The following is a 26,337-nucleotide window of genomic DNA, read 5'->3' as shown; positions in this document are numbered from 1 at the left end:
GCACGGCGCCCGCAACGCGTGCGGGGCAGGTTGTCACCCGGCGGTCGCGGGCGCGCGGCGGCGACGACGGCGACGACGCGGTGCGCCTTCTTCGCCGTCCACGTCGTCTTCGCCCGGATACAGCGCGATCGCGTGATCCGGGTCGTTCTGCGCTTCTTCCCAGAACGCGACGTCCGCCGTGTGTGCATCGGACGCGGTCTGACGCAGCACGAGGAAGTCGAACGCCGCGCGGAAACGCGGATGCGACAGCGTGCGCGTGACCCGCTTGCGCTGGCGCAACGGGAAGCGCGCCTGCAGCAGCCAGATTTCCTGCATCGGCAGCGAGAAACGGCGCGGCAGCGCGACCGTGGTCACCTGGTGCAGCGTGACGCGGTCGGCCGCGCGGCGCTGCGCCTCGACCGGCTGCACGCCGTCGGCCTGCAGCTTCATCCACGCGCGGCAGAACGCCGGCCACAGCAGGGTGGCGAACAGGAACGCCGGCGATACCGGATCCCCCGCGGCGACGCGCGCATCGGTCGACGCCAGCCCCGCGAGCACCATCGAGCGCAACGCGCCGCTGCGGTTGCTGGCGAGCGCGGCCGCGGATTCGGGAAACAGCGCCGGCAGCAGGCCGTGACGCTCGAGACCTTCGAAACTGGCGACCGCATGTCCGGACAGGAACAGCTTCAGGCATTCCTCGAACAGTCGCGCCGGCGCGGCTTCGGCCAGCAGCGAGGCCAGGCGCGGAATGGGTTCCGCGGTGCCGGGTTCGATCGTGAAACCGAGCTTGGCCGCCAGACGCACCGCGCGCAGCATGCGCACCGGGTCTTCGCGGTAGCGCGTGTCGGGATCGCCGATCAGGCGCATGACCCGGTTCTGCACATCCTCGAAGCCACCGGTGTAGTCGCGCACCGAAAAATCGGCGATCGCGTAATACAGGGCGTTGGCGGTGAAGTCGCGGCGCACCGCGTCGTCTTCGATGGTGCCGTAGACGTTGTCGCGCAGCAGGCGACCGCCGTCGTGGACCTCGCGGTCGCCACTGCCGTCGTCGACATTCGCGCGGAACGTGGCGACTTCGATGATCTCGCGGCCGAACACAACGTGCGCCAGGCGGAACCTGCGGCCGATCAGGCGACAGTTGCGGAACAGGCCCTTGACCTGCTCCGGCGTCGCGTCGGTCGCGATGTCGAAGTCCTTCGGGGTCAGGCCGACCAGCACATCGCGCACCGCGCCACCGACCAGATAGGCCTCGTGACCGGCCTCGTGCAGGCGGTACAGCACGCGCAGCGCGTTCTGGCTGATCTGCCGCCGCGAGATGGTGTGCTGGTCGCGCGGAATGGTCCGCAGCTCGGCGGAGACGGCGCTTGGAATCGGAGCGGAATCGGTATGCATCAAGTCTGAAAAAATTCTCAGGCGGCCGTTGCGGCGCCAGCAAGCCTGCTATACTAGCAAGCTGCACACGTCTTAGACGCGTTTGCAGACCGGTCGTCCAACCGGAGCCGCTCGCGGCACCCAGCTCCCTTCGTCTAGAGGCCCAGGACGTGGCCCTCTCAAGGCTAAAACACGGGTTCGAATCCCGTAGGGAGCACCATATCAAAGCAGACAGCTCATGCCGCAAGGCGTGGGCTGTCTGCGTTTGTGCACGCCAGCCGCCGACCCGGGACTGCCGACGGGCTGACGAGCGGCAAAGCCCCTCGCCCAGAGCATCGAGCGTTGCTCATGGCCGCTGCCCGCCGACCCGCTACCCGTCAACGCGCTGCACACCACTGCCCCGGCGAGCACACGCCTCTGCCTTGCGAGACGATCGAGAACCCATCGGTAACGGCGGGCGACCCGGAAGCCGGGATTCCGGCTCGCGCTCCAGGACGACACGGCCGCCCGCCATCCTTGTCTGGGCGAAGCCACCTCTTCCGCAAATGCGAACACTTCGCACCGGCGCCCGGGGCGATGAATTAAAGTGCAGCCCGTCGTCGCCCCACCCGATCCGAATCCATGCCTTTCGTCGTTACCGAAAACTGCATCAAGTGCAAGTACACCGACTGTGTAGAGGTCTGCCCGGTGGACTGTTTCCACGAAGGGCCGAACTTCCTCGTCATCGATCCCGACGAGTGCATCGACTGCACGCTGTGCGAGCCGGAATGCCCGATCAACGCGATCTATCCCGAGGACGACGTGCCGGCGGGGCAGGAAGCGTTCGTCGCGCTCAATGCCGATCTCGCCAAGGCGTGGCCGGTCATCACCACGCGGAAAGATGCGCTGGCAGATGCCAAGGACTGGGAAGGCAAGCCGGACAAGCTGCCACTGCTGGAGCGCTGATCCGCGCACCGCACTCGCACTACGAAAAACGGGCGCCGAGGCGCCCGTTTCCGTATCCAGGGATCAGCGACGTCCGAACCGCGGACGCCGCCTGCCCGCCCTTACTGTGCCAGCGCCGCCTGCAGCGACGCGATCAGACGCGTCGGCGCATCACCGGTCGCGGCCACGCCGCGCGGATCGACGGCCGACACCACGGCGCCGCCCTGCTGCGACGCCACGCGCACCAGGAACTGGCTGCCGGCGTAGGACACGTCGTAGGTGCCCAGCACCTGCGAGCGGCTGTTGACGGTGGCGCCGTCGATCCCGGCCAGCGCCTCGCCGACCTGTGCGAACACCGCATCGCGTGTGCCGGTAGCGCTGAAGGACACGTTCGAATCGGCCGGCGCTGCCGCCGTGCCCGAACGGGTCACCGAAGTGGTCGCTTCCGGCAGTGCCATCGCACCGTCGGTACGCGGACGGTCGAGATCCGGCGGGACTTCGAGCGGACGGGTTTCCGGGCTCTGCGCGTACAGCGCGTTGTCCTTCTTGAACCAGCGGCAGCCGCTGGTGCCCACGACTGCGACCGCGACGACGGCAATGGCGAGATAGCGCATGGAGGAACGGGGTGGACGCATCGTGGAATCTCCTGGGAAATCAGGCGGCGCGGGCACGGCAGGACATTTCGAGGTCCGCCGCGAGTCGCGTCGCATCGTCGGCCTGCGCGTCATGCGCCTGGGCCAGTGTCGTCAAAGGCAGACGCAGACCATGGCCGAGGCCCTGCCTGCTCAGCACCGCCTTGACGGGAATGGGGTTGGGTTCGATGCCGCAGAACGTGTGCAGCGGTTGCAGGCGCGCGTCCAAGTCATGCGCGGCGTCGGCCTGGCCGCTGCGGGCCAGATCGCACAGCTTGCGGAATGCGCCGGGCACAAGGTTCGATACGACCGAAATCACGCCATCGGCGCCGGCGAGCATCGCGCGCGCGGCGGTCGGATCGTCGCCACTGAACACCGCGAAATCCTCGCTCTGCAGCGCGAGCAGCGCCTGCATGCGTTCGACACCGCTGTGCGCTTCCTTGATGCCGACGATGCGCGGGTGCTTCGCCAGTTCGGCGACGGTCCCGGGCAGCATGTCGGTGCCGGTGCGACCGGGCACGTTGTAGAGCAGCACCGGCAGGCCGCCGGCATCGGCAACCGCGCGGTAGTGCGCGAGCAGGCCGTCCTGGGTCGGCCGCACATACGCCGGCACGACGACCAGCGCGATGTCCGCGCCGAGCTGCGCGAGCCGCTGCGTCGCGGCGATCGTCTTCGACGTCGCCGACAGGCCGGTGCCGGCGAGCACGGGCACGCGGCCGGCAGCCAGTTCGACCGCGCTGCGGACCAGCCATTCGTATTCATCGTCTTCCAGCGTCGCCGCTTCGCCGGTCGATCCGGCGACCACAAGTCCCTGCGTGCCGGCCGCCAGCTGCCACTCGACCAGCCGTTTCCACGCCGCGCGGTCGAGTGCACCGGTGGCGTCGAAGGGGGTGGCGAGTGCGGTGATGCTGCCTGAAAGTCGCAAGATGGGAGTCCGATGGGCGGCCGCAGTGCGGTCGCAGAGAAACGTGGAGGCCGGGAAACACGCAGTTTGGCCCGGAAAATGCTGGCCGATGTTACTTGCGGCCACGAAGCGCGGGCAAGTATGCTGACCGTCGCATCCGGCCCTGCCCGGACCGCCGTTCACCCTCCAGTCGCCATCGACCCTTGCAGTCGAACAGATTTCCCGCCGCGGACGCCCCCTTGACCGAATCCGATACCGCTGCCCGGCCCTCGCCGAACGAGAATTACCTGCTGATCAACGCGTACACCACGCATCCGGCTTCGCCGCTGCTGTCGGTGTCGCGTCGCGTGTCCGACAGCGGGTGCAACATGGTCGACACGCGCCTGTCGACCGTGGGCCGGGACGTTTCGGTGACGGCGCTGGCGAACGGCCCCTGGGATGCGGTCGCCAAGCTCGAAGCGATGCTCACGCGCCTGGAGCGCGAGGAAGACCTGAAGCTGGTGTGGTATCGCACGGGCCCGAAGCCGATCCAGTCGAACCTGCTGCCCTACGTGGTGGAAGTGGTCGCGGCCGACAAGGCCGGCATCCTGTTCCAGCTGGCCGACTTCTTCGATCGCCAGGGCATCACGATCGAAAGCCTCCACTCCTCGCGCTATCGCGCGATGCAGACCGGCGCCGACATGTTCTCGGCGCAGATCACGATCGGCATCCCGGCGAACATGCACATCGCCGCGCTCCGCGACGATTTCCTCGAGTTCTGCGACCACCTGAACCTCGACGCGATCATGGATCCGATGAAGTTCTGACGTGATGCGCGCGGACGCTTGCGAAAGCAGGAACACGCGCGCATTGTGATCACGACCGTCGCAATGGAACGCCCGTTCGAACGATGAGCGGAACACGCAAGAAGCTCGCAAAGGCCACCCTGCAGCTGCCACTGGCGCTGTCGGGCGGCGCGAAGGCCACACTGGCCGACCACGCCGGACGCTGGCTCGTCCTCTACTTCTACCCGAAGGATTCCACGCCCGGTTGCACGACCGAGGGCCTGGATTTCAGCGCGCTGCTGCCGCAGTTCCAGGCGCTCGACGCCGACGTACTGGGCGTCTCGCGCGACTCGGTGAAATCGCACGACAACTTCTGCGCCAAGCAGGGCTTCGCGTTTCCGCTCGTCAGCGATGCGGACGAAGCCTTGTGTCGCGCGTTCGACGTGATCCGAGAGAAGAACATGTATGGCCGGACCGTGCTGGGCATCGAGCGCAGCACGTTCCTGATCGATCCCGACGGCCGCATCGCGGCCGAATGGCGCAAGGTCCGTGTGCCGGGCCATGCGCAGGCCGTACTCGACGCACTGCAGGCTGCGCAGTCGCAGTGACGGCCACTTCCGAACGTGCCACTCGCCGTCCCGCATCGCGGGTCACGGCGGCGCGGCCGTGCGTGTGCAACGAAAGCTCCACTCCCGTCATCCCTTTTCAACACGGAACGCCGACACTCCGATGATGACCAAAGGCAAGCGCGTCTACGTTCTCGACACCAACGTGCTCATGCACGATCCCACGGCGCTGTTCAAGTTCGAGGAGCACGATGTCTACCTGCCGATGCAGGTGATCGAAGAACTCGACAACGGCAAGAAAGGCACCACCGAGGCCAGCCGCAATGCGCGGCAGGTCAGCCGCTTCCTCAACGAACTGATCGAAGCGGCGGGCAGCGAACAGATCGCGACCGGCCTGCCGTTGCTGCGTCCGCAGGGCCTGCAGCTGCGCGGCGCGCAGAGCGTCGGCAAGCTGCGGTTCCAGACCACGACGCCCAGCGAAGACCCGACCTCGTTCGGCGCAGCCGCGCCCGACAACCGGATCCTCGGCGCGATCCTCGACCTGGTACGCACCGAACCGGACTACCCGGTGGTGTTCGTTTCCAAGGACATCAACCTGCGGATCAAGGCCGCGATCGCCGGCATTCCGAACGAGGATTACGAGAACGACCGCGCGCTCGACGATTTCAGCCTGCTCTACACCGGCGCGACCGCATTGCCGGCGGATTTCTGGACGATCCACGGCAAGGATCTGCGCTCGTGGACCGACAAGGGCCGCACGTATTACGACCTTTCCGTGTCCGAAGAGGACGGCTGGTACGCGAACCAGTTCCTGTATCTGCCGGGTGACGAGGAGTCCGAGTTCCGCGTGACGAAAGTGGAAGACGGCCGCGCGACGCTGCAGATCGTCGACGACTTCCGCCACAGCCAGCACGCGGTCTGGGGCATCAACGCGCGCAACCGCGAGCAGAATTTCGCGCTCAACGCCTTGATGGATCCGGAGGTCGACTTCGTCACCCTGCTCGGAACCGCCGGCACCGGCAAGACGCTGCTTGCACTCGCGGCAGGGCTGGCGCAGACGATGGACCAGCAGCGTTACCGCGAGATCATCATGACCCGCGCGACGGTCAGCGTCGGCGAGGACATCGGCTTCCTGCCCGGCACGGAAGAGGAAAAGATGACGCCGTGGATGGGCGCGCTGACCGACAACCTCGAAGTGCTGACGCACAACCAGGAAGGCGGCAGCTGGGGCCGCGCGGCGACCAACGATCTGCTGGCGTCGCGCATCAAGATCCGCTCGATGAACTTCATGCGCGGGCGCACGTTCCTGTCGCGGTATCTGATCCTCGACGAGGCGCAGAACCTCACGCCCAAGCAGATGAAGACACTGATCACCCGCGCCGGTCCCGGCACGAAGATCGTGTGCCTGGGCAACGTCGAACAGATCGACACGCCCTACCTCACCGAGACGACGTCGGGCCTGACCTACGCGGTCGACCGCTTCAAGAACTGGGCGCACAGCGCGCACGTGACGCTGCGTCGGGGCGAGCGTTCGCGTCTGGCCGACTTCGCGTCCGAAGTGCTCTGACCCGCGCACGACCGGCCGCACACGCGGCCGGTCGATGCGTGCACGCTGCATTCCGCGCCGGGCGCTGTTGCACAATGTGCGCATGACCGATCCGTCCGCGCCCCGCCCGCCTTCCGTGCTCACGATCGCCGGTTCCGATTCCGGCGGTGGCGCCGGCATCCAGGCCGACCTCAAGACCTTCGCCGCGCACGGCGTGCACGGCCTGTCCGCGATCGCCGCGTTGACTGCGCAGCACACCCGCGGCGTCACCGCCGTGCATGCGCCGCCCGTCGCGTTCCTGCGCGCGCAGATCGACGCCTGCTTCGACGACTTCGACGTGCGTGCGGTGAAGATCGGCATGCTCGCGACCGCGGAGATCGTCGACGCGGTGGCCGACGCGCTGGCGCTGTTTCCCGACGTGCCGGTGGTGCTGGACCCGGTGATGATCGCGACCTCGGGCGCGAAGCTGCTCGACGACGACGCGCTCGGCGCATTGCGCACACGCCTGATTCCACGCGCACGCGTGCTGACACCGAACCTGCCGGAAGCCGAGCTGCTGCTCGGCCGCCGCATCGCCGCCGGCGCCGACGCCGAAGCCGCACTTGCGGCGCTGCGCGCGCTCGGGGCCCACGGCGTGCTGCTCAAGGGCGGCCATCTCGACGAAGGCGACGAAGTCGTGGATCGCTACGCCGATGACGATGCGGCCTTCGCACATCGCGCGCCACGGCTCGACATCGACGGCCACGGCACCGGCTGCACGCTGTCATCGGCGATCGCCGCACGCCTCGCGTTGGGCGACGACGCCGCGACTGCATGCCGCGCCGGCATCGACTACGTGCACCGCGCGATGCGCGACGCCTACCGCCCAGGACGCAGCGCGGTCAGTGTGCTCGGCCACCTGGGCCCGCTGGCGTCGTGAGCACGGCGGCTGACCGCGTCGAACCGCTCGACAGCGGTGACGGCCACCGCTTCGAACTGATCATGCGCCTGCCCGATGCGCCGACGCGGCGGCTGCTGTGGCTGCCGGCGATGGGCGTGCCCGCGAAGCATTATCTGCCCTTCGCCGACGCGCTGGCTGCGCGCGGCATCGCCGTCGGCCTGCACGAATGGCGCGGCATCGGCTCGAGCAGCCTGCGCGCCGGCCGCGCGCACGACTGGGGCTATCGCGAACTGCTGGCCGACATCGCGCGCAGCGAAGCGGCGCTGGATTCCGCCGTGCCGGGCGCGACACGCGTCACCGGCGGGCACAGCCTCGGCGGTCAGCTCGCCTGTTGCCATCTCGCGCTGCAGCCCGATGCGGCCGACGCGCTGTGGCTGGTCGCCAGCGGCGCGCCCTACTGGCGCGCGTTTCCGCCGCGCGTGCGCTACACGTTGCCACCGCTGTACCGCTTCATGGCGTGGCTCGCGCGTACGCGCGGTGTGCTGCCAGGGCGCCGGCTGCGCTTCGCCGGCAACGAATCGCGCGGCGTGATCGCCGACTGGACGCGCAGCGGATTGCGCGGGCGTTACGGGGCCGCCGGCGTCGATGTCGACATCGATGCGGCGATGGCGCGTGTCGATGTGCCCGTCCGCGCAGCCTGGCTCGACGACGACTGGCTCGGCCCGCCATCGTCGCTGCGTTTCCTGCTCGGCAAACTCGGCAGCACGGACACCGCGATCGAGGGTTTCGACGCCGCGCGCCTGGGCGCGAACGCCGACCATTTCGCGTGGATGCGCACACCGGATGCGATCGCCGCCTGGCTCGCCGGCACCTGAGGCCGGTTGCGGGCGTCCGCTACACTGCGCCGATTGCCCAACGAGCGACTCCCTGCATGACCGCACCGCTGCCCGCACGCGACGACATCCGCATCGCCGTCATCGGCCTCGGCTACGTGGGCCTGCCGCTCGCGGTCGCATTCGGGCGTCGCCACGCGACGCTGGGCTTCGACATCGACCAGACGCGCGTGGCAGGCCTGCAGCGTGGCGACGACCACACCCGCGAGCTGTCGCCAGACGAACTGCGCGCAGCCGTGCATCTGCGCTACAGCGCGGACGCGGCCGATCTCGCAGGCTGCAACGTGCACATCGTCACCGTGCCGACGCCGGTCGATGCCTACAAGCGACCCGATCTCTCGGCACTGGAAGCTTCGAGTCGCGCGGTCGGCGCCACGCTGCAGCGCGGTGGCGTGGTGATCTACGAGTCGACGGTGTATCCGGGCGCGACGGAAGAGATCTGCGTGCCGATCCTCGAGGCCGCTTCCGGCCTGCGCTATCGCGACGACTTCCACGTCGGCTACAGCCCCGAGCGCATCAATCCCGGCGACAAGCAGCACCGGCTGGAGAACACGCTCAAGGTCACCGCCGGCTCCAGCGACGCGGCAGCAGGTTTCGTCGACGCGCTGTATCGCGACATCGTCGAAGCCGGCACGCATCGTGTGTCGAGCATCCGCGTGGCCGAAGCGGCGAAGGTCATCGAGAACACACAACGCGACGTCAACATCGCCCTGGTCAACGAGCTCGCGTTGATCTTCGACCGCCTCGGCATCGACACGCACGAAGTGCTCGAAGCCGCCGGCACGAAGTGGAATTTCCTGCCGTTCCGCCCGGGCCTGGTCGGCGGCCACTGCATCGGCGTCGATCCGTATTACCTGACGCACAAGGCGCAGGAGATCGGTTACCACCCCGAAGTGATCCTCGCCGGCCGCCGCATCAACGACAGCATGGGCCTGCATGTCGCCCAGCGCGTGGTGAAGCTGATGCAGCAGCGCGGCATCCAGACCGCCGGCGCGCGCGTGCTGGTGATGGGCCTCGCGTTCAAGGAGAACTGCCCGGACCTGCGCAACACGCGCGTGATCGATGTCGTGCGCGAACTGCAGAGCTACAGCATCGAAGTCGATGTGCACGATCCATGGGTCGCGTCGGCCTATGCGCAGCACGAGTACGGACTCACGCCGATCGATACGCCGGAGCCCGGCGCCTACGACGCGGTCATCCTCGCGGTCGCGCACACCCGGTTCCGCGAACTCGGCGCCGACGGCCTGCGCGCGTTCGGCAAGCCGGGCGCGGTGCTGTTCGACGTCAAAGCCGTGCTGCCCGCATCGGACGTCGACGCCCGCCTGTAACGCGATCCCGTCGCCCGGATCCCGCATCTGCGGACGCGTCACCGGGTGGCGGAGCCGGCCCTGGTCAGGGCGTCAGATCGCCCGGCAGGCTCGGCGGGGCGTTCGGATCGACCCACAGCACGCCGATCCGCGGCGTCTCCCGATCACCGCGGTCGAGGCCGGCAAGCAGCCTGGGCAGTGACAGCGCCCTGCGCTGCGCAAGCGCATCGAGCACGAACTGGAACTGGTACCAGCCGTACTGCATGGGGTCCCGGCCGAGCGCTTCGTAGTTGTCGTTGAAATAGGCTGACGCGGTGGTGCCGGGCGGTACCGGGTCCGGCAGTTTCGCGTGCGCCCTGGCGATGACCGGTGCGATCTCGTCGAGGAATGCGGCGCCTGCCGGCGTGCGCATCCAGTAAGCGACCGCGAACGCGTTGGCTTCCGACTCGTTGCGATAGTGGTCCACCTGCCCGAGGAAGTCGGCGTTGCCGCGCAGACCGGAGGCCTGGAACTGCAGCCAGTGCGCGGCTTCGTGCACGACGAAGAACTGCTGGAACAGCAGGTCGAACATGCGTCGACCCGCAGTCGCATCGCCGGCCAGCTGCGTGAACATGTCCTGCGCGGCCGGGTCCATGTCGTCCCACCACGGCACGAAGATCGCGCGGCGATCGAAGCTGACGTAGATCAGGTTGGGCGTGGTGTCGACCACGACCGGTACGCCGGTGAAATCGGCCTCGCCGTTGTCGCGGACCGCAGCGACGAAGCCGTCGACCATCGTCTGCGCGCCGGACTGCAGCGCGGCCTTGTCGGTGTACTGGCACGCGCAGTCGGCAGCGGACACCGCGGCGCTCGCACCGGTCCACAACACGAGGCCGACCAGCGCGCGCGACAGAAAGCAGGACAGGAATCCGGACATGGAGAATGTCTTCGCGGTGCGGCGGGAACGAGGCGCCCCTCCTCTCGAACGCAGCGGGTGCCCGCAGCCGGACATCCAGCAGGCCCATCGCAGCGGATCGCCTCGTCCGGGATCGCACGGGACGGGTCCCCCGCCGACCGGCGGTCCTGATGGGTCAGGCACCCTGGACTGCGCGTGACCTGCGTTGCGGACACCTCGCGTCGGATGTCGATTTCGCGGGCCGTCGTGCGTCGTCATGATGAAACCCGCCAACCGGCGGCCGATCCGCAACCGGAGACCTCCCATGCGCAAGCTCATCGTTGCCGCGTTCGTCAGCCTCGACGGCGTTCTGCAGGGTCCAGGCGGACCGGCGGAAGACACCACGGGCGGATTCGTCCACGGCGGCTGGACGGTGCCCTTCGCCGATGCCGTGTTCGGTGAGGCTGTGGGTGCTTTGTTCGCGCAGCCCTTCGAACTGCTGCTCGGGCGCCGTACCTATGACATCTTCGCCGCACACTGGCCGCGCGTCCCGGCCGACAGCGGAGACGCCGGGCTTGCCCGGCTGTTCAACGGCGTGACCAAGCATGTCGCCACACACCGGCCCGAATCGCTGGACTGGCAGAACAGCCGCGCGCTCGGCAACGACGTCATCGGCGCGCTGCGCACACTGAAGTCGCAGGACGGCCCCGACCTGCTGACCCAGGGCAGCGGCGCCCTCGTGCAGCAGCTGCTGGCGACGGATCTGGTCGACACCCTGCAGCTGATGACGTTCCCGGTCCTGCTCGGCGCTGGCAAGCGGCTGTTCGGACACGACGCAGAGGCCGCGTCGTTCGCGCTGGAGACCTCGATCGTTTCACCGACCGGCATCGTCGTGGCGCGTTACGCGCGTGCGGGCGAGGTGCGGACGGGATCGTTCGGCCTGGACTGAGCGACGCACGCTGGTTCATGGGCCGCATCTTTTCCGCAACACCTGCACCTACGTTTTTGGCTGCCAACGCGGACGGCAGGCCTCGCGCTGCTTCATTACCGGGCCGCAGACGTGCGTCCCGTGTCCACAGGTCGCGCATCGAGCGCGCTGAGGATGGCGCGCAGGCGGAACCAGCCGTAAGGCATCGGTGCCAACCGTAAGGCATCGTGTCCGCGATTGAAGTAGACCGAAGGCGTGGTGTCCTCCGGCACCGGATCGGGCGTCCGTCCGAAGGCCCGGATCACCAGCGGCTGCAGCGCTGACAGGAGCGCCTGGCCTTCGGCGTTCCGCATCCAGTACGCGACGGCGCGCGCATTCGCGTCCGCTTCGTTGCGGTAATGGTCCGGGCCGCCGGGTGACAGGAGCATTGCCGCCTGCTGCACGACGAGGAACCGGCTGACCATCAGTTCGAATAGCCGGCGTCCGCCCTCCGCGTCACCGGCGCGTTGCTCGAAGGCGGCGCGCGTGGCCGGGGCCAATGCGTGCCAGCACGGCACGACGATCGTGCGGCGTTCGCGGTCGAGATGTGTCAGCGACGGTGTCGTGTGCACGACGACTGCAATGCGTTCGAACGCCGGATCGTCATGGGCGCGCACGTCCGCCACGAACCCGTCCACCAGTGCCTGTGCGTGCGCCTGCATCGCGAACCTGCCCGCGTCGCCGCTGTTGCCACCGGCAGCGGTGGCAATGTCCGCGCCCGCCCAGAGCAGCACGATGACCATCCCACGTGATAGCGCGTGACGTACGGCATTGGACATGGCAGGTCTCTGCGCGATGCCGCGCAACGCGGCGCCCATCGACTGCAACGCGCCCGGTTCCCTCGGCCGGCCACGACGCAAGCCCTGCCCTTTCCAGCTGGCGGGTGCCATGCGCAGGAGTGACTTCCCGCCTATTGACTACATCTGTAGCCAGGCGCAATCTGCCTACAGTTGTAATCACCAAGGAACGCGCCATGCGCAGCAAGACCGTCGGGGACCAGGAACTGGCCCTGCTGCAACACATCGCCGAACACGATGCCGCTTCGGTCGGCGAGGTCGCGGCCAGCTTCGGCGAGCCGCGCGGGCTGGCCCGCTCCACGGTGCTGACGATGATGGAGCGCCTGCGCGCGAAGGCCTACCTCAAGCGCAAGCAGGGCGACGGCGGCGTGTACCGCTACTCGGCCACCGCGCGCCAGGACGACGTGGTGCGCAACGCGGTCGGCAGTTTCGTCGAGAAGACGCTGCAGGGCTCGGTATCGCCGTTCGTCGCGTGGATGTCGGAGCGCAAGGACGTCAGTGCCGACGAACTCGCCGAGCTCGAGGCGCTGGTCGCGACCCTCCAGTCCAAGCGCAAGGAGTCCTGACATGGTCCTCGCCACGTGGATCGAACTGCTGCTGCCCCGCCTGCTTGCGGCGAGCGTGCAGAGCACCCTGCTGGTGACGCTGGTCTGGGCACTGTGCCGCGTCCTGCCGCGGCTGTCGGCGAATGCGCGCTGCTGGTTGTGGTGGCTGGTCGCCCTGCAGCTCGTCGTTGGCCTGGCGTGGTCGTCGCCGGTCGCACTGCCGTTGCTGCCTGCGGTCGAACAGATCGTCGCGCCATCCGCGGCAGTCATGCAGATGGAATCGACGTTCACGGCCCTGCCGGCCACCTTCGATCCGGTGCAGGTCGAGGCGGCCGCACCGTCCGGATGGTCGTGGATGGTGGCAATTGCTGTTCTCTGGCTGCTCGGTGTCGCGGCAACGGTCGCGCGCAGCCTGCTGGGCTTGCAGGCCTCGCGCCGGCTCGTCGCAGCCGCCGCGCCGTGCGATGACGTGACGCTGCTGCAGGCACTCGCACTCGCTGCCGATGCGTACGGCCTGCGCACCGCGCCCGAGGTCCGCGTGTCGGACGCGATCGCATCGCCACAACTGATCGGCCCCTGGCATCCGGTTCTGCTGCTGCCACAGGGCTACGCGCACACCCTGCGCGCCGACGAACTCGACATGGCGTTGACCCACGAACTGGTGCACCTGCAGCGCCGCGACCTCTGGTTCGGTCTGCTGCCGGCGCTGGCGCAGCACCTGTTCTGGTTCCACCCGCTCGCGCATCTGGCGGTGCGCGAATACGGCCTGGCCCGCGAAGGCGCCTGCGATGCCGCCGTGCTCGCAGGCCAGGAACACGGCGCCCGCGAATACGCCCAACTGCTGCTGCGACTCGGTATCGCGCCGCGTCCCGATGCCGGGCTGGCCAGTGCCTCCCCCGACTACACCTTCCTCAAGCGGAGACTCACCATGTTGCAGACCACACGCCCCATGTCGCGCGCGATCGCGTTGTCGACAACCCTGTTCGTCGCCGCCGTCGGCGTGCTGCCCTACCGTGTGACCAGTGCCGCGCCCCCGCCTCCGCCGGCGGCTCCCGCCGCGCCAGCCGCCCCCAAAGCGCCTCCTGCACCGCCCGCACCGCGCGTCACACTCATCCCGGCGACGCCCGCAACACCGCGCCTGCCGGCGACACCGCCCGCGCCGCCGGCGCCGCCCGCGCCTGCCGCTCTCGACCCCAGCGCGGCGCGTGGCAACGTGCACATGGTCCGCACCAGCACGCGGCAGACCGATGGCACGCCAATCCGCGGCACCTTCACCCTGGGCCGCACGCCGGGCGCCGAGTCCTACGTCCTGCTCGACAGCGAGCACAGTGTCGCGGTGAGTTCGACCGACGAACTGCTCGAAGCGCGTGCGGCGCAGCAGGGCAACGCGCCGGTGCTGTGGGTGCGTCGCGGCGATGCGCGATACGTCGTCCGGGATGCCGCGACCCTCGCCCGCTTCCGCGACGCCTTCGAGGATGTGACTGAACTCGGCGCGCAGCAGGGCGCGCTCGGGGGCCGTCAAGGCACGCTGGGCACGGAACAGGGCACGCTGGGCGCTCGCCAAGGCGAGATCGGTGGGCGCATCGCCGAGATCGCGGTGCAGGCTGCAGCCGCAGGCGACGACACCTCGCGCAGGCAGATCCTGCTGACGCTGCAGGACGAGTCGCAGGAGCTCGGTGCGCAGATGGGCACGCTCGCCCGGCAGCAGGCCGCGCTTGCCGGCGAACAGAGCGAGCTCGCAAAACAGCAGGTCGAGGCACAGGCGCTTGCAAGCCGCCGGGCCAAGGCCATCGTGGACGAGGTCATCGCCAGCGGAAGCGCGCAGCGCCTCTGAGCACCGCACACCTGTGTGCAACGGAGACGGCCCGGCAACGGGCCGTTTTCGTGTCCGGCCTCAGCGCTCCGGCCAGTGCCAGGCCGGCGCGTCCAGCATGCCCTGCCCTTCGATCGTCGTCTGGCTGTCGCGTTTGACCAGCTGGACCGGATTGCAGTCGGGATCCTGTTCCAGCGCGGCGATCAGCCGCGTCGCATGCGAGACCACCCAGACCTGGGTGCGCTGCGATGCACCGGCGATCAGCCGCGCCAGAGCCGGCAGCAGATCGGGATGCAGGCTGGTCTCGGGTTCGTTGAGCACCATCAGCGGCGGCGGGCGCGGTGTGTGCAGCGCGGCGATCCACAGCAGATAGCGCAGCGTGCCATCGGACAGTTCGGCGGCCGACAGCGGCCGCAGCAACCCGTGCTGGCGGAACTGCAGCGAAAAGCGCCCGCCTTCCACCAGCACCTCGACGCGCGCGCCAGGAAACGCATCGGCGACCGCGGCATCCAGCGCTTCGACATCGCCGATCTCGCGGATCGTCGCCCAGGCCGCCGCTAGATCATGGCCGTCGTGACTGAGCACCGGCGTGCGCGTGCCGAGCTGCGGCAGACGCGCCGGTGCATCGGCATCGGCGCGGAAGTGATCGTAGAAACGCCAGCCGCGGATCGTCTCGCGCAGCTGCAGCACTTCGGGTGCATTGCGCGGATCGGCGATCTGGCCGAACAGGCTCTCGAACGGATTCAGATGCTCACCGGCGACGCGCCATTCGCGGCCGTCGCGCACCCGCACCAGCGCACCGCGGCGATCGACCAGCGTGTTGCCCTGCCTCAGGAACGGCCCGCTCCAGATCACTTCGCGCTTGATCTCGGGCTCCTGCGCGAACAGCGAACGCGCGGGCACCGGTAGACCGAGATCGATCGCATAACCGAAGTCCTCACCGGCGAAGCCGAGCTTCAGCGACACAGGCTGCTGGCGCGGCCCGCCCTCGATCGGCACCTCGCCGCGGCGCATGCGTGCGCTCAGTGTTTCCGGCCCCGCCCACAGCGTGGACTGCAGACCACCTTCGCGCGCCAGCGCCGACACCACCCCACCCTGCGCGGTTTCGGCGAGCAGGCGCAGCGCGCGATACAGGCTGGACTTGCCGCTGCCGTTGGCACCGGTGACGAGATTCAGCCGCCCCATCGGCACGACCAGCGTGTGCAGCGAGCGGTAGTGGGCGATGGCGAGCGTGGTGAGCATATGCGTGCGCGATCCGGGCCGACGTGTTGTGTATCAGCACGACGTCGCAGGCCCTGCGATCTCCAGGCGCACCGACGCTGTCGGACGCCGGACACGGCGTGCGAACGTCATCAACCAAGGTAACGGTCGCGACCGCGCTTCCGCTTTCGATCCGGCCGGGCCGCCGGCCCGCCGCGGTCAGAGCCGCAGCACGGACTGCATCGCCCGCGCGATCCAGCCGCTGAACTGCATCGGCGCATCGGATGCGGCCACGCAGATGCAAGGCACGCCGTGGCTGGTGACCGGCTGGTGCTCGGTCTCGTGATCGAGATCGGCGACATCACCGGGGCCGAAGTGGCCGAGCACATCGTCGTAGGCGCCGCGCAGGATCAGGGTCAGTTCGTTGTTGCCGTGGCTGTGCATCGGCATGCGCTTACCCGATGCCGTGCGCAGCATCAGCAACTGCGCACCGAGGGCCTCGTCCTGCGCGCGCAACAGATGGATGCCCGGCCCGACCGCGCGCCAGCGCAGCGTGGAATACCGCTCGCCGAACCACGGCCGCAGTGGCGTGGGCAGGAGATCAGGATCGGCAGGTGCCGGCTCGGCGATGACGACAGGCGGCGCAGGCGCGGCGCCTTCGAGTCGCGCACGGAATGCATCACGCGCGGGTGCCGACAACGGCGCGCCTTCCTGCTGCTCGATCAGCCGCGCGCCGATCGCATCGGCCGCATGCAACTGCGCGCGACAGGTCGCGCACAGTTCCAGATGGCTGGCGACGACGGCCGCGAACGCGACCGGCAGCGCGCCAGCCGAGTAACCGACCAGGGTCGCGTGATCGAGATGGCGGACCGGCACTTTCATGCCTCGCCTCCCAGCCCGCGCCGCAACTTCGCGAACGCACGCCGCAGCGTGGACTTCACCGAGCCCAGCGGCATGCCGAGTTCATTGGAGATTTCCGAGTGGCTCTTCGATTCGAGATACGACATGCGGATCAGACGCGCCTGCCCGACCGGCAGCGCATCGATCGCGCGGCCGAGGCCGACATGATCGGTGAAGGCTTCCGGCCCGCTCGCGCCGATCTCGCCATCGTCGTCATGCAGCAGTTCGACATCGTCGGGCCACGCGGTCGCCAACGCGCCGCGACGCAGCGAATCGATATGCAGGTTGCGCGCGATGCGGAACAGCCATGTGCCGAGGCTGGCGCGTTTCGCATCGAAGGAACGCGCGCGGCGCCACAGCCGCAGCATCGCTTCCTGCACCAGATCCTCGGCCTGCGCGGCGGGAATGCCCTGGCCCAGCAGATAGCGGTTGAGCCGCGGCGCGAAGTGGTCGTAGATGCGCATGAAGCAGTCGACGTCGGCATTCGCAGCCACACGGCTCATCTGGTCGGACCAGAACACCGCATCGGGAGCCGGATCGGCGAGCAGCTTGGACATGCGAACCGCCCCGTGCAGGGGCGTGACCTTCGAGACGGCGGTGGCAGGCAGCTTGGGCATGGCGCCGTGTGGGCAACGTGCAGGCGGAGACATGAGGTCATACGCCACAAGGGCGGGATTGGATTCCCCGTATCAGTGAATCGACACGGGCGACCGCGATTGTGCCCCGCTCCGCAACAGTTCTTCGCCGGCGCGGCCGTTTATCGCCCCCGCTGACGGGCATAGCCTGTCCGCATCGTGTCTGGAGACGCCTGATGACCCGCCTGCCCGCCCTCTACATCTCGCATGGCTCGCCGATGACCGCGCTGGAACCGGGCCAGGTCGGCGAACGCCTGGCCGAGCTGGCGCGCACGCTGCCCCGGCCCCGTGCGATCGTCATCGCGTCCGCCCACTGGCTGGCACGCGCGCCGCTGGTGGGCGGCGCGGCGAAGCCCGAGACCATCCACGACTTCGGTGGCTTTCCGCAGGCGCTGTTCGACATCCGGTACCCGGCGCCCGGTGACCCCGCGCTCAGCGCGCGCGTGGCCGGGCTGCTGCAGGCGGCAGGACTGGCGCCGCAGCTCGACCCGCAACGCGGTCTCGATCACGGCGTCTGGGTGCCGCTGCGCCTGCTGTATCCCGATGCCGACATTCCGGTGGTGCCGGTGTCGATCCAGCCCGGACTCGGCCCCGCGCACCAGTTCCAGCTTGGCCGCGCCCTGGCGCCGTTGCGCGACGAGGGCGTGCTGGTGATCGGCTCGGGCAGCATCACCCACAACCTGCATGACTGGCGCAGCTACGACGAAGCCCGTCAGGCGCCGTATGTGCAGCCCTTCATCGACTGGGTGGAGCAGCGGCTGGCGGGCGAGGACGTGGACGCACTGCTCGACTACCGGAAGCAGGCTCCGTTCGCCGAACGCGCGCATCCGACCGACGAGCATCTGTTGCCGCTGTACGTCGCGATGGGCGCAGGCGGCACGCCGATGCACGCGCAACGCATCGATGCCGGCATCGACATGGGCTTTCTGGCGATGGACATCTACCGGTTCGATGGCGCGCCGGTGCCGCCGCCGGCCTGACCCTCGGCTGACGAGCGGCCCCAAAAAAAAGCCACCCGCCCCGGCGTGGGGCGGATGGCTGCATCGGTCACGCTGCGATCAGCCGCGCTTGGCGATCCGGTCGCGCATGTGCGCTTCGTCATCGAGCCAGTTCTGGTCCTTGTTCTTCAGGAAGAACACGTAGACCACCAGCGAGACCGCGATGATGATGGTGGCGTACACCGCGAACGCGATGACCTGGTCCGACGTCAGCGCGGCCTGGTACAGCAGCGGCGCGGTGCCGCCGAAGGCCGAGTTCGCCAGCGCGTAGCCCAGGCCCACGCCCAGCGCACGGATGTGCGTCGGGAACAGTTCGGCCTTCACCACCGCGTTGATCGACGTGTAGCCGGTCAGGATGATGAAACCGACACCCAGAATGATGAAGGCCGACAGCGCGCTGGTCTGCTGCGGCAGCGCCGTCACCAGGAACCAGGTGTAGAGCACGCCGCCGATACCGAAGAACACCAGCAGGCTCTTGCGGCCCACGCTGTCCGACAGCCAGCCACCGACCGGCTGCAGCAGCATCAGGAAGGTCAGCAGACCCAGATTGATCAGCGTGCCCACCATGACGTCGTCGCCGGCGAACGCGGCCTGGATCATCTTGGGCCCGTTCACCGAGTAGGTGTAGAACGCGACGGTGCCGCCCGCGGTGATCAGGAAGCACAGCAGCAGCGGACGCCACTGGTTCACGAACAGCTCGCGGATCGAGCCCGAGGCCTGTGCGCCACCGGTTTTGGCCGCTTCGATGGAACCCGACTCCAGCGATTCGTCCATCGTGCGACGCAGCCAGAACACCACGATCGCCGCGAGACCGCCGATGCCGAACGCGATGCGCCAGCCCCACTCGGAGATCTGCGAGGTGTCGAGCATCAGCAGCATCGCCAGCAGCGTCGCCTGGGCCAGCACGTGGCCGCCGACGAGGGTCACGTAATGGAACGACGACAGGAAGCCGCGACGGCCGGGAATCGCCGCCTCGGACATGTAGGTCGCACTGGCGCCGTACTCGCCGCCGGTCGCGAAGCCCTGGACCAGTCGTGCGATCAGCAGCAGCACCGCCGCCCAGATGCCGATCTGCGCGGCGGTCGGACTGATCGCGATGAGGAACGAACAGCCGGCCATCACCGACACCGACACCGTCAGCGCCAGGCGCCGGCCGTAGCGGTCGGCGAAGCGGCCGAAGTACCAGGCACCGATCGGGCGCATCAGGAACGTCGCGGCGAAGATCGCCCAGACGTAAAGGGTGGAATTCTTGTCGTCGGGCGAGAAGAACTGCGACTCGAAGTACATCGCGAACACCGAGTAGACGTAGACGTCGTACCACTCGACGAGGTTGCCGGCCGAACCCTTCAGGGTGTTCGACACGGACCGGCGCAGGCTGGCCGGTCGGGCCGCATTGGGAGCGGCGGGTGATGCCACGGAGCTTGAAGCAGTCATCGTTGGGGGGCCTGCGTGGGGGCAAGGGATGGCGAGTATAGGCACCGGAGCGGGGGTGATCGGCGTCAATAGCGAAGAGGGACTAGATGGATGCCCTGCGCGGGCGGGGCCTTCCAGCCCGTGCCGACGGACGGTTTGCCGGATCTGTCCGGCAGGCGTGTGATATCTGCCGCCCCGGTACGAACCACCTCATGACAGGTTCGACACGGACTCCATGGACACCACGATGCCCCTCGCGCATGACCGCGCCGCGTTCACCCGGCTGCTGCAGGACCACCACGGCATCGTCGCGACCGTGGCGGCCAGCTATTGCAGCGATCCGGACGACCGCGCCGATCTGGCCCAGGAAATCGCCGTGCAGCTGTGGCGCGCGTGGCCGAAATACGACCCGGCCAGGGCCTTCAGCACCTGGATGTACCGGATCGCGCTGAACGTGGCGATCAGCGCGGTCCGCAGCGCCACCGTGCGCCATCGCCACGCGGTGCCGCTCGACGAGACCCTGCACGACCTCGCCGACCCCGCGCCGCGCGATCCGCAGGCCGAACAGCAGGTCCGCGCCCTGCACCGCTTCATCCACGACCACGCGCCGCTCGACCGCGCCCTGCTGCTGCTCTACCTCGACGACCGCAGCCACCGCGACATCGCCGACATCCTCGGTCTCTCCGAGACCAATGTCGCCACCAAGATCAGCCGGCTGCGTCAGCGCATCCGCCAAGCCCTGTAGAGGACCCGCCATGGAACCCGATGACCTGAAGACCGCCTGGCAATCGCTGGAAGCACGCATGGCCCGCAGCGACGCCGTGCAGCTCGCGCTGCTGCGCGAAACACGGATGACGCGGGCCAAACGTCAGCTGCTCCCGCTGAAAGTCGGCCATTGGCTGCAGCTCGAACTGGGCCTGTGCCTGATCGTGCTCGGCGTCGCCTGCTGGACCCGCAACACGGATGTCGCCGGGCTGCGCATCGCCGGCATCGCGGTGCATGCATTCGGCGTGCTGACGGTGCTGGGCGCAGCCGCGATGCTGGTCCTTGCGATACGCATCGACTACGCCGCGCCGGTGCTGCAGATCCAGCGACAGCTGGCCGCGTTGCTGCGTGTGCACGCGTTGAACTCGGGACTCTGCGGCGCACCCTGGTGGATCATGTGGCTGCCGGTGGTCGTCGCATTTGCCGGTCTCGGTGATGCGCCTGCGTCAGGCGCCACGCCGGTCTGGATCGTCTGGAGCCTGGTCATCGGCTGTGTCGGCCTTGCGGCGACCTGGGGCTATGCCTGGCGCACTCGTGCGCGCCTGCGCACCGGAACAGATGGCCCCACCGATCGCGCCGATGGCGCGGACGGCATCCGCCGCAGCCAGCGCCTGCTCGACGAGATCGAGGCGTTCGAAGCGGGCTGAACGCGCGCCGCATCCGCGCATCCCCGCCCCCACACGGCGCGCGATGCGCGTATTCATCGCGGCCTGTAACGGAATGCGACACCTGTTCCGGCGCTCGGCGACGCCGCCTGCGACCGCGGCGCACCGCGGTGGCATGGCGATCCACCCCGCTGCGGCGGTTGCGAATCACGCCATCACGATTTCCGCGTCACGTGTTCCTGCCATCGGGCCTGTGCCTCATGGACGCACTCGAAGCACAGGATCACGACATGAAAGCGCTCACCTACCACGGCAGCAAGGATGTGCGGGTCGACACCGTGCCCGATCCGGTCCTGCAGGACGCCGACGACATCCTGCTGCGCGTTACCGCGACCGCGATCTGCGGCTCGGACCTGCATCTGTTCCGCGGCAAGATTCCCGAGCTGCACAAGGGCGACATCCTCGGCCACGAGTTCATGGGCATCGTCGAAGACGTCGGCAGTGATGTGACCAACGTGCGCAAGGGCGACCGCGTGGTGATTCCGTTCGTCATCGCCTGCGGCGACTGCTTCCATTGCCGTCTGGCCGAGTTTTCCGCGTGCGAAACCACCAACACGGGCACGGGCGCCGCACTCAACTCCAAGGGTATGCGCCCGCCGGCGGCGCTGTTCGGTTTCAGCCATCTCTATGGCGGCGTGCCCGGCGGCCAGGCCGAGTACGTGCGGGTACCCAAAGGCAATGTCGGACCGATCGTGGTGCCCGATGCGTTGCCCGACGAGCAGGTGCTGTTCCTGTCCGACATCCTGCCGACCGGCTACCAGGCCGTGCTCAATGCGCGCGTCACCAGGGGGTCGACGGTCGCGATCTTCGGCGCCGGCCCGGTCGGCCTGATGGCCGCGGCGTGCGCGAAGATGCTCGGCGCCGAGCGCATCTTCATGATCGACCGCTACCAGTACCGCCTCGACTTCGCCGTCGCGACCTACGGCGTGATTCCGATCAACTTCGAGGACACCGACGACCCGGCGGAAGAAATCATTTCGCAGACCAATGGCCGCGGCGTCGACGCGACGATCGACGCCGTCGGTTTCGAGGCCAAAGGCAGCAAGGCCGACACCATCGCCACCCAGCTCAAGCTCGAAGGCAGCAGCGGCGCCGCACTGCGCCAGTGCATCGCCGCGACGCGCCGCGCGGGCACCGTCAGCGTGCCGGGCGTGTATGCCGGCTTCATCCACGCCTTCATGTTCGGCGATGCCTTCGACAAGGGTCTGCGTTTCGAGATGGGCCAGACCAACGTGCAGAGGTACATGCCCGAGCTGCTGGAACACATCGGCGAAGGCCGGCTGCAGCCGGACGTCATCATTTCGCACCGCATGGCGCTGGCCGATGCGGCCAAGGGCTACGAGATCTTCGACGGCAAGGAAGACGCCTGCCGCAAGGTCGTGCTGACGCCCTGACCCACGGCTGTCAGACGAACGGCGCCTCGAGGGCGCCGTTTGCTTGTGCGGATCGAAGCGGTGCCTCAGGCGGCGCCGGCTTCCGCACCGCCGCGCTGCAACGGATCAGCCAGTGCCTCGCCCTCGCCGACGAAGGTGAGCGCGACGGAATTCAGGCAATGCCGCTCGTGCGTCGGCGGCGGACCGTCCGGGAACACATGGCCCAGATGGCTGCCGCAGCGCGCGCAGACTTCCTCGACACGCACCATGCCGTGACTGGTGTCGCGGATCAGGGTGATGTGTTCCGCGTCGTAGGGCGCGAAGAAACTCGGCCAGCCAGTGCCCGAATCGAATTTCGCGCTGGAGCGGAACAGCGGCAGCGCGCACAGGCGGCAGCAGTAGACGCCCTCGCGCTTGTTGTCGAGGAACACGCCGCAGAACGGCGCCTCGGTGCCGTGCTGCAGCAGCACGCGACGTTCGTCGGCGGACAGGTCGGCTTCCAGCGCGGCGCGCTGTTCGGCGGACGGCGGGGTGAGATCGAAACGGCTCATGGGAGTTCCGGCAGTTCGCGGGTCCCCACAAGATGGCGACGCGCAGGCCGTCGCACAACCCGTCGTGTCAGGCGATGGAGGCGGACCCGCGCGAGCGACGCCAGGCGCTCCAGGGGTCAGGCAGCAAATCCAGCGGGCGCGCCTGCCACGCGCCCGTGGCGTTCGCCATCATGACTTCCGGCCGCGCCGCCTTGGATTGCGATCGCCCTCAGGCGTCGGGCGTGGCGCCCAGCACCGCGGCCATGCGTGTGGCCAGCGCATCGACCGTGAACGGCTTGCCGATCAGTTGCACGCCCCCATCGAGTACGCCGTCCTGCACCAGCGTGTTGCGGCTGTTGCCGGTGGTGAACAGCACCTTGAGATCCGGCCTGCGTTTCAATGCCTCGTCGGCCAGCTGGCGTCCGTTGATCTCGGGCATCACGACGTCGGTGAACAGCACGACGATGTCGGGGTGCGCATCGAGCAGTTGCAGCGCCCTGGCCGCACCGTCGGCGGTGAGCACGCGGTAACCGAGTTCGTGCAGGGCATCGGTGGAAAACTGCCGCACGGCGGGTTCATCGTCCACGACGAGGACCAGCTGCCGGTGTCCCGTCGCAAGCGAGGTCGCATCGGCAACGGCAGGCGCCACGATGCCGGCGTCACCCTCGAGCCTGGGCAGCCAGATCTGGACGACCGTGCCCTGCCCGACCTCGGACGACATGCGCACGTGGCCCGACGACTGCCTGACGAAACCGTAGACCTGCGACAGACCGAGCCCCGTGCCCTTGCCGACCTTCTTGGTCGTATAGAACGGATCGAAGGCCTTGGCCATCACCTCGGGCGGCATGCCGCAGCCGTCGTCGGTCACGGTGATCAGGACGTACTGTCCGGGCGGCACGTCCTGCACACCACCGCCATCTCCGGGCGCCAGCGTGCAGTTGCGTGTCGCGATCGCCAGTCGCCCGCCACCGGGCATCGCATCGCGCGCATTGACCGCCAGGTTGAGGATCACGTTCTCGAGCTGGTTGGCATCGACATGCGTGGGCCACAGGTCGGCGCCGAGTTCGATCTGCAGACGCACGCTGCTGCCCAGCGAGTGCGCCAGCAGATCCGACATGCCCGCGACCAGCCGGTTCGCATCCACCGCGACCGGCTGCAGCGGTTGCTGCCGCGAGAACGCCAGCAGGCGCTGCGTGAGTTGCGCGGCGCGACTGGCGCCGTCGATCGCCATGTCGATGTAGCGCTTCGTACGCGGATCGGGGTGGTCCTTCAGCCGCGAGGCCAGCAGATCCAGCGGGCCCACGACGGCTGCGAGCATGTTGTTGAAGTCGTGCGCGATGCCGCCGGTCAGCTGGCCCACCGCCTCCATCTTCTGGCTCTGCCGCAGTGCGTCTTCCACACGCGTGCGCTCGGCGACCTCTTCCAGCACCCGGCTTTCCAGCCGCTCGTTCAGTTCCTTGAGCCGCGCGTCGGCGCGCTTGCGTGCGGTGACATCGATGGCGACACCGAGCACACGCAGGCACCGGTCACCCTCGAACAGGCCGCGGCCCTTGGCCGCGACCCAGCGCACGACGCCGTCTTCCTGTCCGACGGTGCGGTATTCGACGTCATAGAGCGCGCGCCGATCCGGATCGGCCGCCGCGTCGAATGCGGCCGTGGTGGCTGCGAGATCTTCCGGATGCAGACCCTTGTAGAAATCGCGCAGGGTCACCGCGACATCGCCGGAGATGCCGAACATGGCCTTGGTGCGGGGCGGCCAGATCAACGCATTGTTGACGAGGTCCACATCCCAGAACCCCATGTCGCCGGCGTCGGTGGCAAGACGCAGCCGCTCCTCGCTCTGCGCCAGTGCGGCTTCGGCGGCCTTGCTCGCCGACAGGTCCAGCATCGCCCCGATCATGCGCACCGGTTCGCCGGCGGCGTCGCGCAGCACGGTGCCGCGATCCAGGACCGCCGCATAACTGCCATCGGCGCGCTCGAACCGGTACTCGCCCGTCCACACCGAGCCATCCCCCTCGATGACCGCGTGGATCTGCGTGTCGATCCGGTGCCGGTCCTCGGGATGGATGTGGTCGAGCCACCACTGCGCACCGGTCGCGGTTTCGGCGTGGCCGAACAGCGTGTACAGCGCCTCGTTCCAGACCACATGACCGTCGTTGATGCGCCAGTCCCAGATCGCATCGTTGGTGGCGCCCGCGGCAAGCCGGTAGCGCTCCTCGATCTCCAGATGACGCGCTTCCGCGGCCTTGCGATCGGTGATGTCGAGCGAGGTGCCGACCAGGCCGGTGACGGTGCCGTCGGCATCGCGCAATGGCGCCTTGGTCGACAGCCACCACGCGCGCCGTCCATCGGGGAAGCTCACCTCCTCCTCGACCTGCTCCGCGCGTCCGCTCGACATGATGCGTTCGTCGGTCGCCATCACCGCGGCGGCCTGCGCGGCATCGCCCAGCAGTTCGGCATCGGTGCGGCCGATGTAGGCCTCGGGCGGGCGGCCGATCAGTTCGGTGGTCCCGCGGTTGCCGATCAGGATGCGGCCCTGGCGGTCCTTGGCGTAGACCACGCCCGGCGCGGCCTCGACGAAGGACCGCAGCAGCGTCTGGGCGTGATCCCGCTCGGCCTCGATCCGCCGGCGTTCCTCGATGTCGATCAGCACACCCGGAAAACCGACGGCCTGTCCGTCGGCGTCGTGATCGACCCGGCCGATCGCCTCGATCCACCGGTACTGCCGATCCCGGCCCAGGGTCCGGTAGGCGTGCGAGTAACGCCCGCCCCGACGCACCGCGTCGTCGATCGCGCCCTTCAGCCCCGACCGGTCTTCGGGATGCACGTAGTCCAGGATCTGGTCCAGGCGCAGCGCACCGCGCACCACGGCCGGATCCAGACCGAAGGCCTCGGCCAGCGCGTCGTCGATCGTGACGTTGTCGCGGGGAATGTCCCAGAACCATGTGCCGACGATGGCCCCGGCGGCGAGCGCCAGTTCGACGCGCTCGGCGTCGCGTGCGGCCTGGAGCGTGTCGTTCTGGGTCGAAGGGTTCAAGGAGATCTCGGCGGGAACGGCGGCGGTTCCCGGCATTCTCCCAGTTGCCGGCCGGCGAG

At 68.6% G+C, this 26,337-nt stretch carries 25 protein-coding genes and 1 tRNA gene; 15 read left to right on the top strand and 11 right to left on the bottom strand.

The genetic code is table 11. The features are described 5' to 3' along the window. Nucleotides 1-33: 33 nt before the first annotated feature. Nucleotides 34-1,371 carry a polynucleotide adenylyltransferase PcnB gene (pcnB, locus tag AC3A4E_RS06135; RefSeq protein ID WP_487630643.1) on the bottom strand — a complete coding sequence of 446 codons (1,338 nt, stop codon included), beginning with the start codon at nt 1,369-1,371 and terminating at the stop codon, nt 34-36. 123 nt (nt 1,372-1,494) lie between these two features. Here pcnB and AC3A4E_RS06130 point away from each other — a divergent pair. Continuing rightward, nucleotides 1,495-1,570 (top strand) — tRNA-Glu (locus AC3A4E_RS06130). Between the two features lie 401 nt (nt 1,571-1,971). Then, nucleotides 1,972-2,295: a ferredoxin FdxA gene (fdxA, locus tag AC3A4E_RS06125; protein WP_232116506.1), complete on the top strand. Its 324-nt coding sequence runs from the start codon at nt 1,972-1,974 to the stop codon at nt 2,293-2,295. A 101-nt stretch (nt 2,296-2,396) separates the two neighbouring features. On the opposite strand, the gene AC3A4E_RS06120 is transcribed toward fdxA, so the two are convergent. Beyond that, entirely contained in the window at nt 2,397-2,909 is a 513-nt protein-coding gene (locus tag AC3A4E_RS06120) for a hypothetical protein (RefSeq protein ID WP_487630642.1), read from the bottom strand. A 19-nt stretch (nt 2,910-2,928) separates the two neighbouring features. Further along, nucleotides 2,929-3,831 carry a 4-hydroxy-tetrahydrodipicolinate synthase gene (dapA, locus tag AC3A4E_RS06115; RefSeq protein WP_487630641.1) on the bottom strand — a complete coding sequence of 301 codons (903 nt, stop codon included), beginning with the start codon at nt 3,829-3,831 and terminating at the stop codon, nt 2,929-2,931. 218 nt (nt 3,832-4,049) lie between these two features. Here dapA and AC3A4E_RS06110 point away from each other — a divergent pair, with 218 nt between their 5' ends. The 6 genes from AC3A4E_RS06110 to AC3A4E_RS06085 all read left to right on the top strand — a co-directional run bounded on the left by AC3A4E_RS06110 (nt 4,050) and on the right by AC3A4E_RS06085 (nt 9,787). Further along, entirely contained in the window at nt 4,050-4,616 is a 567-nt protein-coding gene (locus AC3A4E_RS06110; RefSeq protein WP_487630640.1) for a glycine cleavage system transcriptional repressor, read from the top strand. A gap of 83 nt (nt 4,617-4,699) precedes the next feature. Beyond that, a complete protein-coding gene (locus AC3A4E_RS06105) occupies nt 4,700-5,182 on the top strand; it encodes a peroxiredoxin (protein WP_232136950.1) in 483 nt (160 codons plus the stop codon). 124 nt (nt 5,183-5,306) lie between these two features. Continuing rightward, the gene (locus AC3A4E_RS06100) at nt 5,307-6,707 is read left to right on the top strand and encodes a PhoH family protein (protein ID WP_487630639.1); all 1,401 of its coding nucleotides are present in this window, start codon (nt 5,307-5,309) and stop codon (nt 6,705-6,707) included. A gap of 82 nt (nt 6,708-6,789) precedes the next feature. After that, nucleotides 6,790-7,605 (top strand): bifunctional hydroxymethylpyrimidine kinase/phosphomethylpyrimidine kinase, encoded by an 816-nt coding sequence (gene thiD / locus AC3A4E_RS06095; RefSeq protein WP_487630638.1) that lies wholly within the window; start codon nt 6,790-6,792, stop codon nt 7,603-7,605. A gap of 62 nt (nt 7,606-7,667) precedes the next feature. Beyond that, entirely contained in the window at nt 7,668-8,441 is a 774-nt protein-coding gene (locus AC3A4E_RS06090; RefSeq protein WP_487632030.1) for an alpha/beta hydrolase family protein, read from the top strand. A 56-nt stretch (nt 8,442-8,497) separates the two neighbouring features. Beyond that, entirely contained in the window at nt 8,498-9,787 is a 1,290-nt protein-coding gene (locus AC3A4E_RS06085) for a nucleotide sugar dehydrogenase (protein WP_487630637.1), read from the top strand. Nucleotides 9,788-9,851: 64 nt separating this feature from the next. On the opposite strand, the gene AC3A4E_RS06080 is transcribed toward AC3A4E_RS06085, so the two are convergent. Beyond that, nucleotides 9,852-10,682, bottom strand: a complete 831-nt coding sequence (locus tag AC3A4E_RS06080) for an ImmA/IrrE family metallo-endopeptidase (protein WP_487630636.1) — start codon at nt 10,680-10,682, stop codon at nt 9,852-9,854. A gap of 283 nt (nt 10,683-10,965) precedes the next feature. On the opposite strand from AC3A4E_RS06080, the gene AC3A4E_RS06075 reads away from it, so the two are divergent. Next, nucleotides 10,966-11,589 (top strand): dihydrofolate reductase family protein, encoded by a 624-nt coding sequence (locus tag AC3A4E_RS06075; protein ID WP_487630635.1) that lies wholly within the window; start codon nt 10,966-10,968, stop codon nt 11,587-11,589. 95 nt (nt 11,590-11,684) lie between these two features. On the opposite strand, the gene AC3A4E_RS06070 is transcribed toward AC3A4E_RS06075, so the two are convergent. Beyond that, nucleotides 11,685-12,386: a hypothetical protein gene (locus tag AC3A4E_RS06070; RefSeq protein ID WP_487630634.1), complete on the bottom strand. Its 702-nt coding sequence runs from the start codon at nt 12,384-12,386 to the stop codon at nt 11,685-11,687. A 194-nt stretch (nt 12,387-12,580) separates the two neighbouring features. Between AC3A4E_RS06070 and AC3A4E_RS06065 the strand changes: the two genes are divergently transcribed. Further along, on the top strand, nt 12,581-12,970 hold the full coding sequence (locus tag AC3A4E_RS06065; RefSeq protein WP_487630633.1) for a BlaI/MecI/CopY family transcriptional regulator: 390 nt from the start codon (nt 12,581-12,583) through the stop codon (nt 12,968-12,970). A gap of 1 nt (nt 12,971) precedes the next feature. Continuing rightward, entirely contained in the window at nt 12,972-14,783 is a 1,812-nt protein-coding gene (locus AC3A4E_RS06060; RefSeq protein WP_487630632.1) for a M56 family metallopeptidase, read from the top strand. 60 nt (nt 14,784-14,843) lie between these two features. Here the strand turns inward: AC3A4E_RS06060 and AC3A4E_RS06055 are convergent, their stop codons facing one another. From AC3A4E_RS06055 to AC3A4E_RS06045, 3 genes are all read right to left on the bottom strand, one after another. Next, nucleotides 14,844-16,004, bottom strand: coding sequence for an AAA family ATPase (locus AC3A4E_RS06055; protein ID WP_487630631.1), 1,161 nt, complete (start codon nt 16,002-16,004; stop codon nt 14,844-14,846). A gap of 177 nt (nt 16,005-16,181) precedes the next feature. Beyond that, a complete protein-coding gene (locus AC3A4E_RS06050) occupies nt 16,182-16,844 on the bottom strand; it encodes a ChrR family anti-sigma-E factor (protein WP_487630630.1) in 663 nt (220 codons plus the stop codon). After that, entirely contained in the window at nt 16,841-17,419 is a 579-nt protein-coding gene (locus AC3A4E_RS06045) for a sigma-70 family RNA polymerase sigma factor (RefSeq protein WP_487630629.1), read from the bottom strand. The genes AC3A4E_RS06050 and AC3A4E_RS06045 overlap by 4 nt, the downstream gene beginning before the upstream one ends. 254 nt (nt 17,420-17,673) lie before the next feature. Between AC3A4E_RS06045 and AC3A4E_RS06040 the strand changes: the two genes are divergently transcribed. Beyond that, a complete protein-coding gene (locus AC3A4E_RS06040) occupies nt 17,674-18,477 on the top strand; it encodes a dioxygenase family protein (protein ID WP_487630628.1) in 804 nt (267 codons plus the stop codon). 78 nt (nt 18,478-18,555) lie between these two features. On the opposite strand, the gene AC3A4E_RS06035 is transcribed toward AC3A4E_RS06040, so the two are convergent. Next, entirely contained in the window at nt 18,556-19,929 is a 1,374-nt protein-coding gene (locus tag AC3A4E_RS06035) for an MFS transporter (RefSeq protein ID WP_487630627.1), read from the bottom strand. 226 nt (nt 19,930-20,155) lie between these two features. Here AC3A4E_RS06035 and AC3A4E_RS06030 point away from each other — a divergent pair, with 226 nt between their 5' ends. The 3 genes from AC3A4E_RS06030 to AC3A4E_RS06020 all read left to right on the top strand — a co-directional run bounded on the left by AC3A4E_RS06030 (nt 20,156) and on the right by AC3A4E_RS06020 (nt 22,732). Then, the gene (locus AC3A4E_RS06030) at nt 20,156-20,653 is read left to right on the top strand and encodes an RNA polymerase sigma factor (RefSeq protein ID WP_487630626.1); all 498 of its coding nucleotides are present in this window, start codon (nt 20,156-20,158) and stop codon (nt 20,651-20,653) included. Between the two features lie 10 nt (nt 20,654-20,663). After that, nucleotides 20,664-21,320: a serine/threonine protein kinase gene (locus AC3A4E_RS06025; RefSeq protein ID WP_487630625.1), complete on the top strand. Its 657-nt coding sequence runs from the start codon at nt 20,664-20,666 to the stop codon at nt 21,318-21,320. Between the two features lie 248 nt (nt 21,321-21,568). Beyond that, complete coding sequence (locus AC3A4E_RS06020) at nt 21,569-22,732, top strand: zinc-dependent alcohol dehydrogenase (RefSeq protein ID WP_487630624.1); 1,164 nt, start codon at nt 21,569-21,571, stop codon at nt 22,730-22,732. A gap of 65 nt (nt 22,733-22,797) precedes the next feature. On the opposite strand, the gene msrB is transcribed toward AC3A4E_RS06020, so the two are convergent. Together msrB and AC3A4E_RS06010 are read right to left on the bottom strand one after the other, a co-directional pair. Next, a complete protein-coding gene (gene msrB, locus AC3A4E_RS06015; RefSeq protein ID WP_487630623.1) occupies nt 22,798-23,262 on the bottom strand; it encodes a peptide-methionine (R)-S-oxide reductase MsrB in 465 nt (154 codons plus the stop codon). 208 nt (nt 23,263-23,470) lie between these two features. Next, nucleotides 23,471-26,278 (bottom strand): PAS domain-containing protein, encoded by a 2,808-nt coding sequence (locus tag AC3A4E_RS06010; RefSeq protein ID WP_487630622.1) that lies wholly within the window; start codon nt 26,276-26,278, stop codon nt 23,471-23,473. Nucleotides 26,279-26,337: the final 59 nt, after the last annotated feature.

The organism is Luteimonas sp. Soil_N_1 (genome assembly GCF_057656255.1).
Note: the sequence above shows the minus strand (reverse complement) of the source record. Positions and strands in the feature narration are given on the sequence as shown.

Bases quoted from the DNA above. Each gene is read 5' to 3' on its own strand.
- pcnB (WP_487630643.1), bottom strand. From the start codon at position 1,371: ATGCATACCGATTCCGCTCCGATTCCAAGCGCCGTCTCCGCCGAGCTG.
- fdxA (WP_232116506.1), top strand. From the start codon at position 1,972: ATGCCTTTCGTCGTTACCGAAAACTGCATCAAGTGCAAGTACACCGAC.
- AC3A4E_RS06120 (WP_487630642.1), bottom strand. From the start codon at position 2,909: ATGCGTCCACCCCGTTCCTCCATGCGCTATCTCGCCATTGCCGTCGTC.
- AC3A4E_RS06105 (WP_232136950.1), top strand. From the start codon at position 4,700: ATGAGCGGAACACGCAAGAAGCTCGCAAAGGCCACCCTGCAGCTGCCA.
- AC3A4E_RS06100 (WP_487630639.1), top strand. From the start codon at position 5,307: ATGACCAAAGGCAAGCGCGTCTACGTTCTCGACACCAACGTGCTCATG.
- thiD (WP_487630638.1), top strand. From the start codon at position 6,790: ATGACCGATCCGTCCGCGCCCCGCCCGCCTTCCGTGCTCACGATCGCC.
- AC3A4E_RS06090 (WP_487632030.1), top strand. From the start codon at position 7,668: ATGCGCCTGCCCGATGCGCCGACGCGGCGGCTGCTGTGGCTGCCGGCG.
- AC3A4E_RS06085 (WP_487630637.1), top strand. From the start codon at position 8,498: ATGACCGCACCGCTGCCCGCACGCGACGACATCCGCATCGCCGTCATC.
- AC3A4E_RS06080 (WP_487630636.1), bottom strand. From the start codon at position 10,682: ATGTCCGGATTCCTGTCCTGCTTTCTGTCGCGCGCGCTGGTCGGCCTC.
- AC3A4E_RS06075 (WP_487630635.1), top strand. From the start codon at position 10,966: ATGCGCAAGCTCATCGTTGCCGCGTTCGTCAGCCTCGACGGCGTTCTG.
- AC3A4E_RS06070 (WP_487630634.1), bottom strand. From the start codon at position 12,386: ATGTCCAATGCCGTACGTCACGCGCTATCACGTGGGATGGTCATCGTG.
- AC3A4E_RS06065 (WP_487630633.1), top strand. From the start codon at position 12,581: ATGCGCAGCAAGACCGTCGGGGACCAGGAACTGGCCCTGCTGCAACAC.
- AC3A4E_RS06060 (WP_487630632.1), top strand. From the start codon at position 12,972: ATGGTCCTCGCCACGTGGATCGAACTGCTGCTGCCCCGCCTGCTTGCG.
- AC3A4E_RS06055 (WP_487630631.1), bottom strand. From the start codon at position 16,004: ATGCTCACCACGCTCGCCATCGCCCACTACCGCTCGCTGCACACGCTG.
- AC3A4E_RS06050 (WP_487630630.1), bottom strand. From the start codon at position 16,844: ATGAAAGTGCCGGTCCGCCATCTCGATCACGCGACCCTGGTCGGTTAC.
- AC3A4E_RS06045 (WP_487630629.1), bottom strand. From the start codon at position 17,419: ATGTCCAAGCTGCTCGCCGATCCGGCTCCCGATGCGGTGTTCTGGTCC.
- AC3A4E_RS06040 (WP_487630628.1), top strand. From the start codon at position 17,674: ATGACCCGCCTGCCCGCCCTCTACATCTCGCATGGCTCGCCGATGACC.
- AC3A4E_RS06035 (WP_487630627.1), bottom strand. From the start codon at position 19,929: ATGACTGCTTCAAGCTCCGTGGCATCACCCGCCGCTCCCAATGCGGCC.
- AC3A4E_RS06030 (WP_487630626.1), top strand. From the start codon at position 20,156: ATGCCCCTCGCGCATGACCGCGCCGCGTTCACCCGGCTGCTGCAGGAC.
- AC3A4E_RS06025 (WP_487630625.1), top strand. From the start codon at position 20,664: ATGGAACCCGATGACCTGAAGACCGCCTGGCAATCGCTGGAAGCACGC.
- AC3A4E_RS06020 (WP_487630624.1), top strand. From the start codon at position 21,569: ATGAAAGCGCTCACCTACCACGGCAGCAAGGATGTGCGGGTCGACACC.
- msrB (WP_487630623.1), bottom strand. From the start codon at position 23,262: ATGAGCCGTTTCGATCTCACCCCGCCGTCCGCCGAACAGCGCGCCGCG.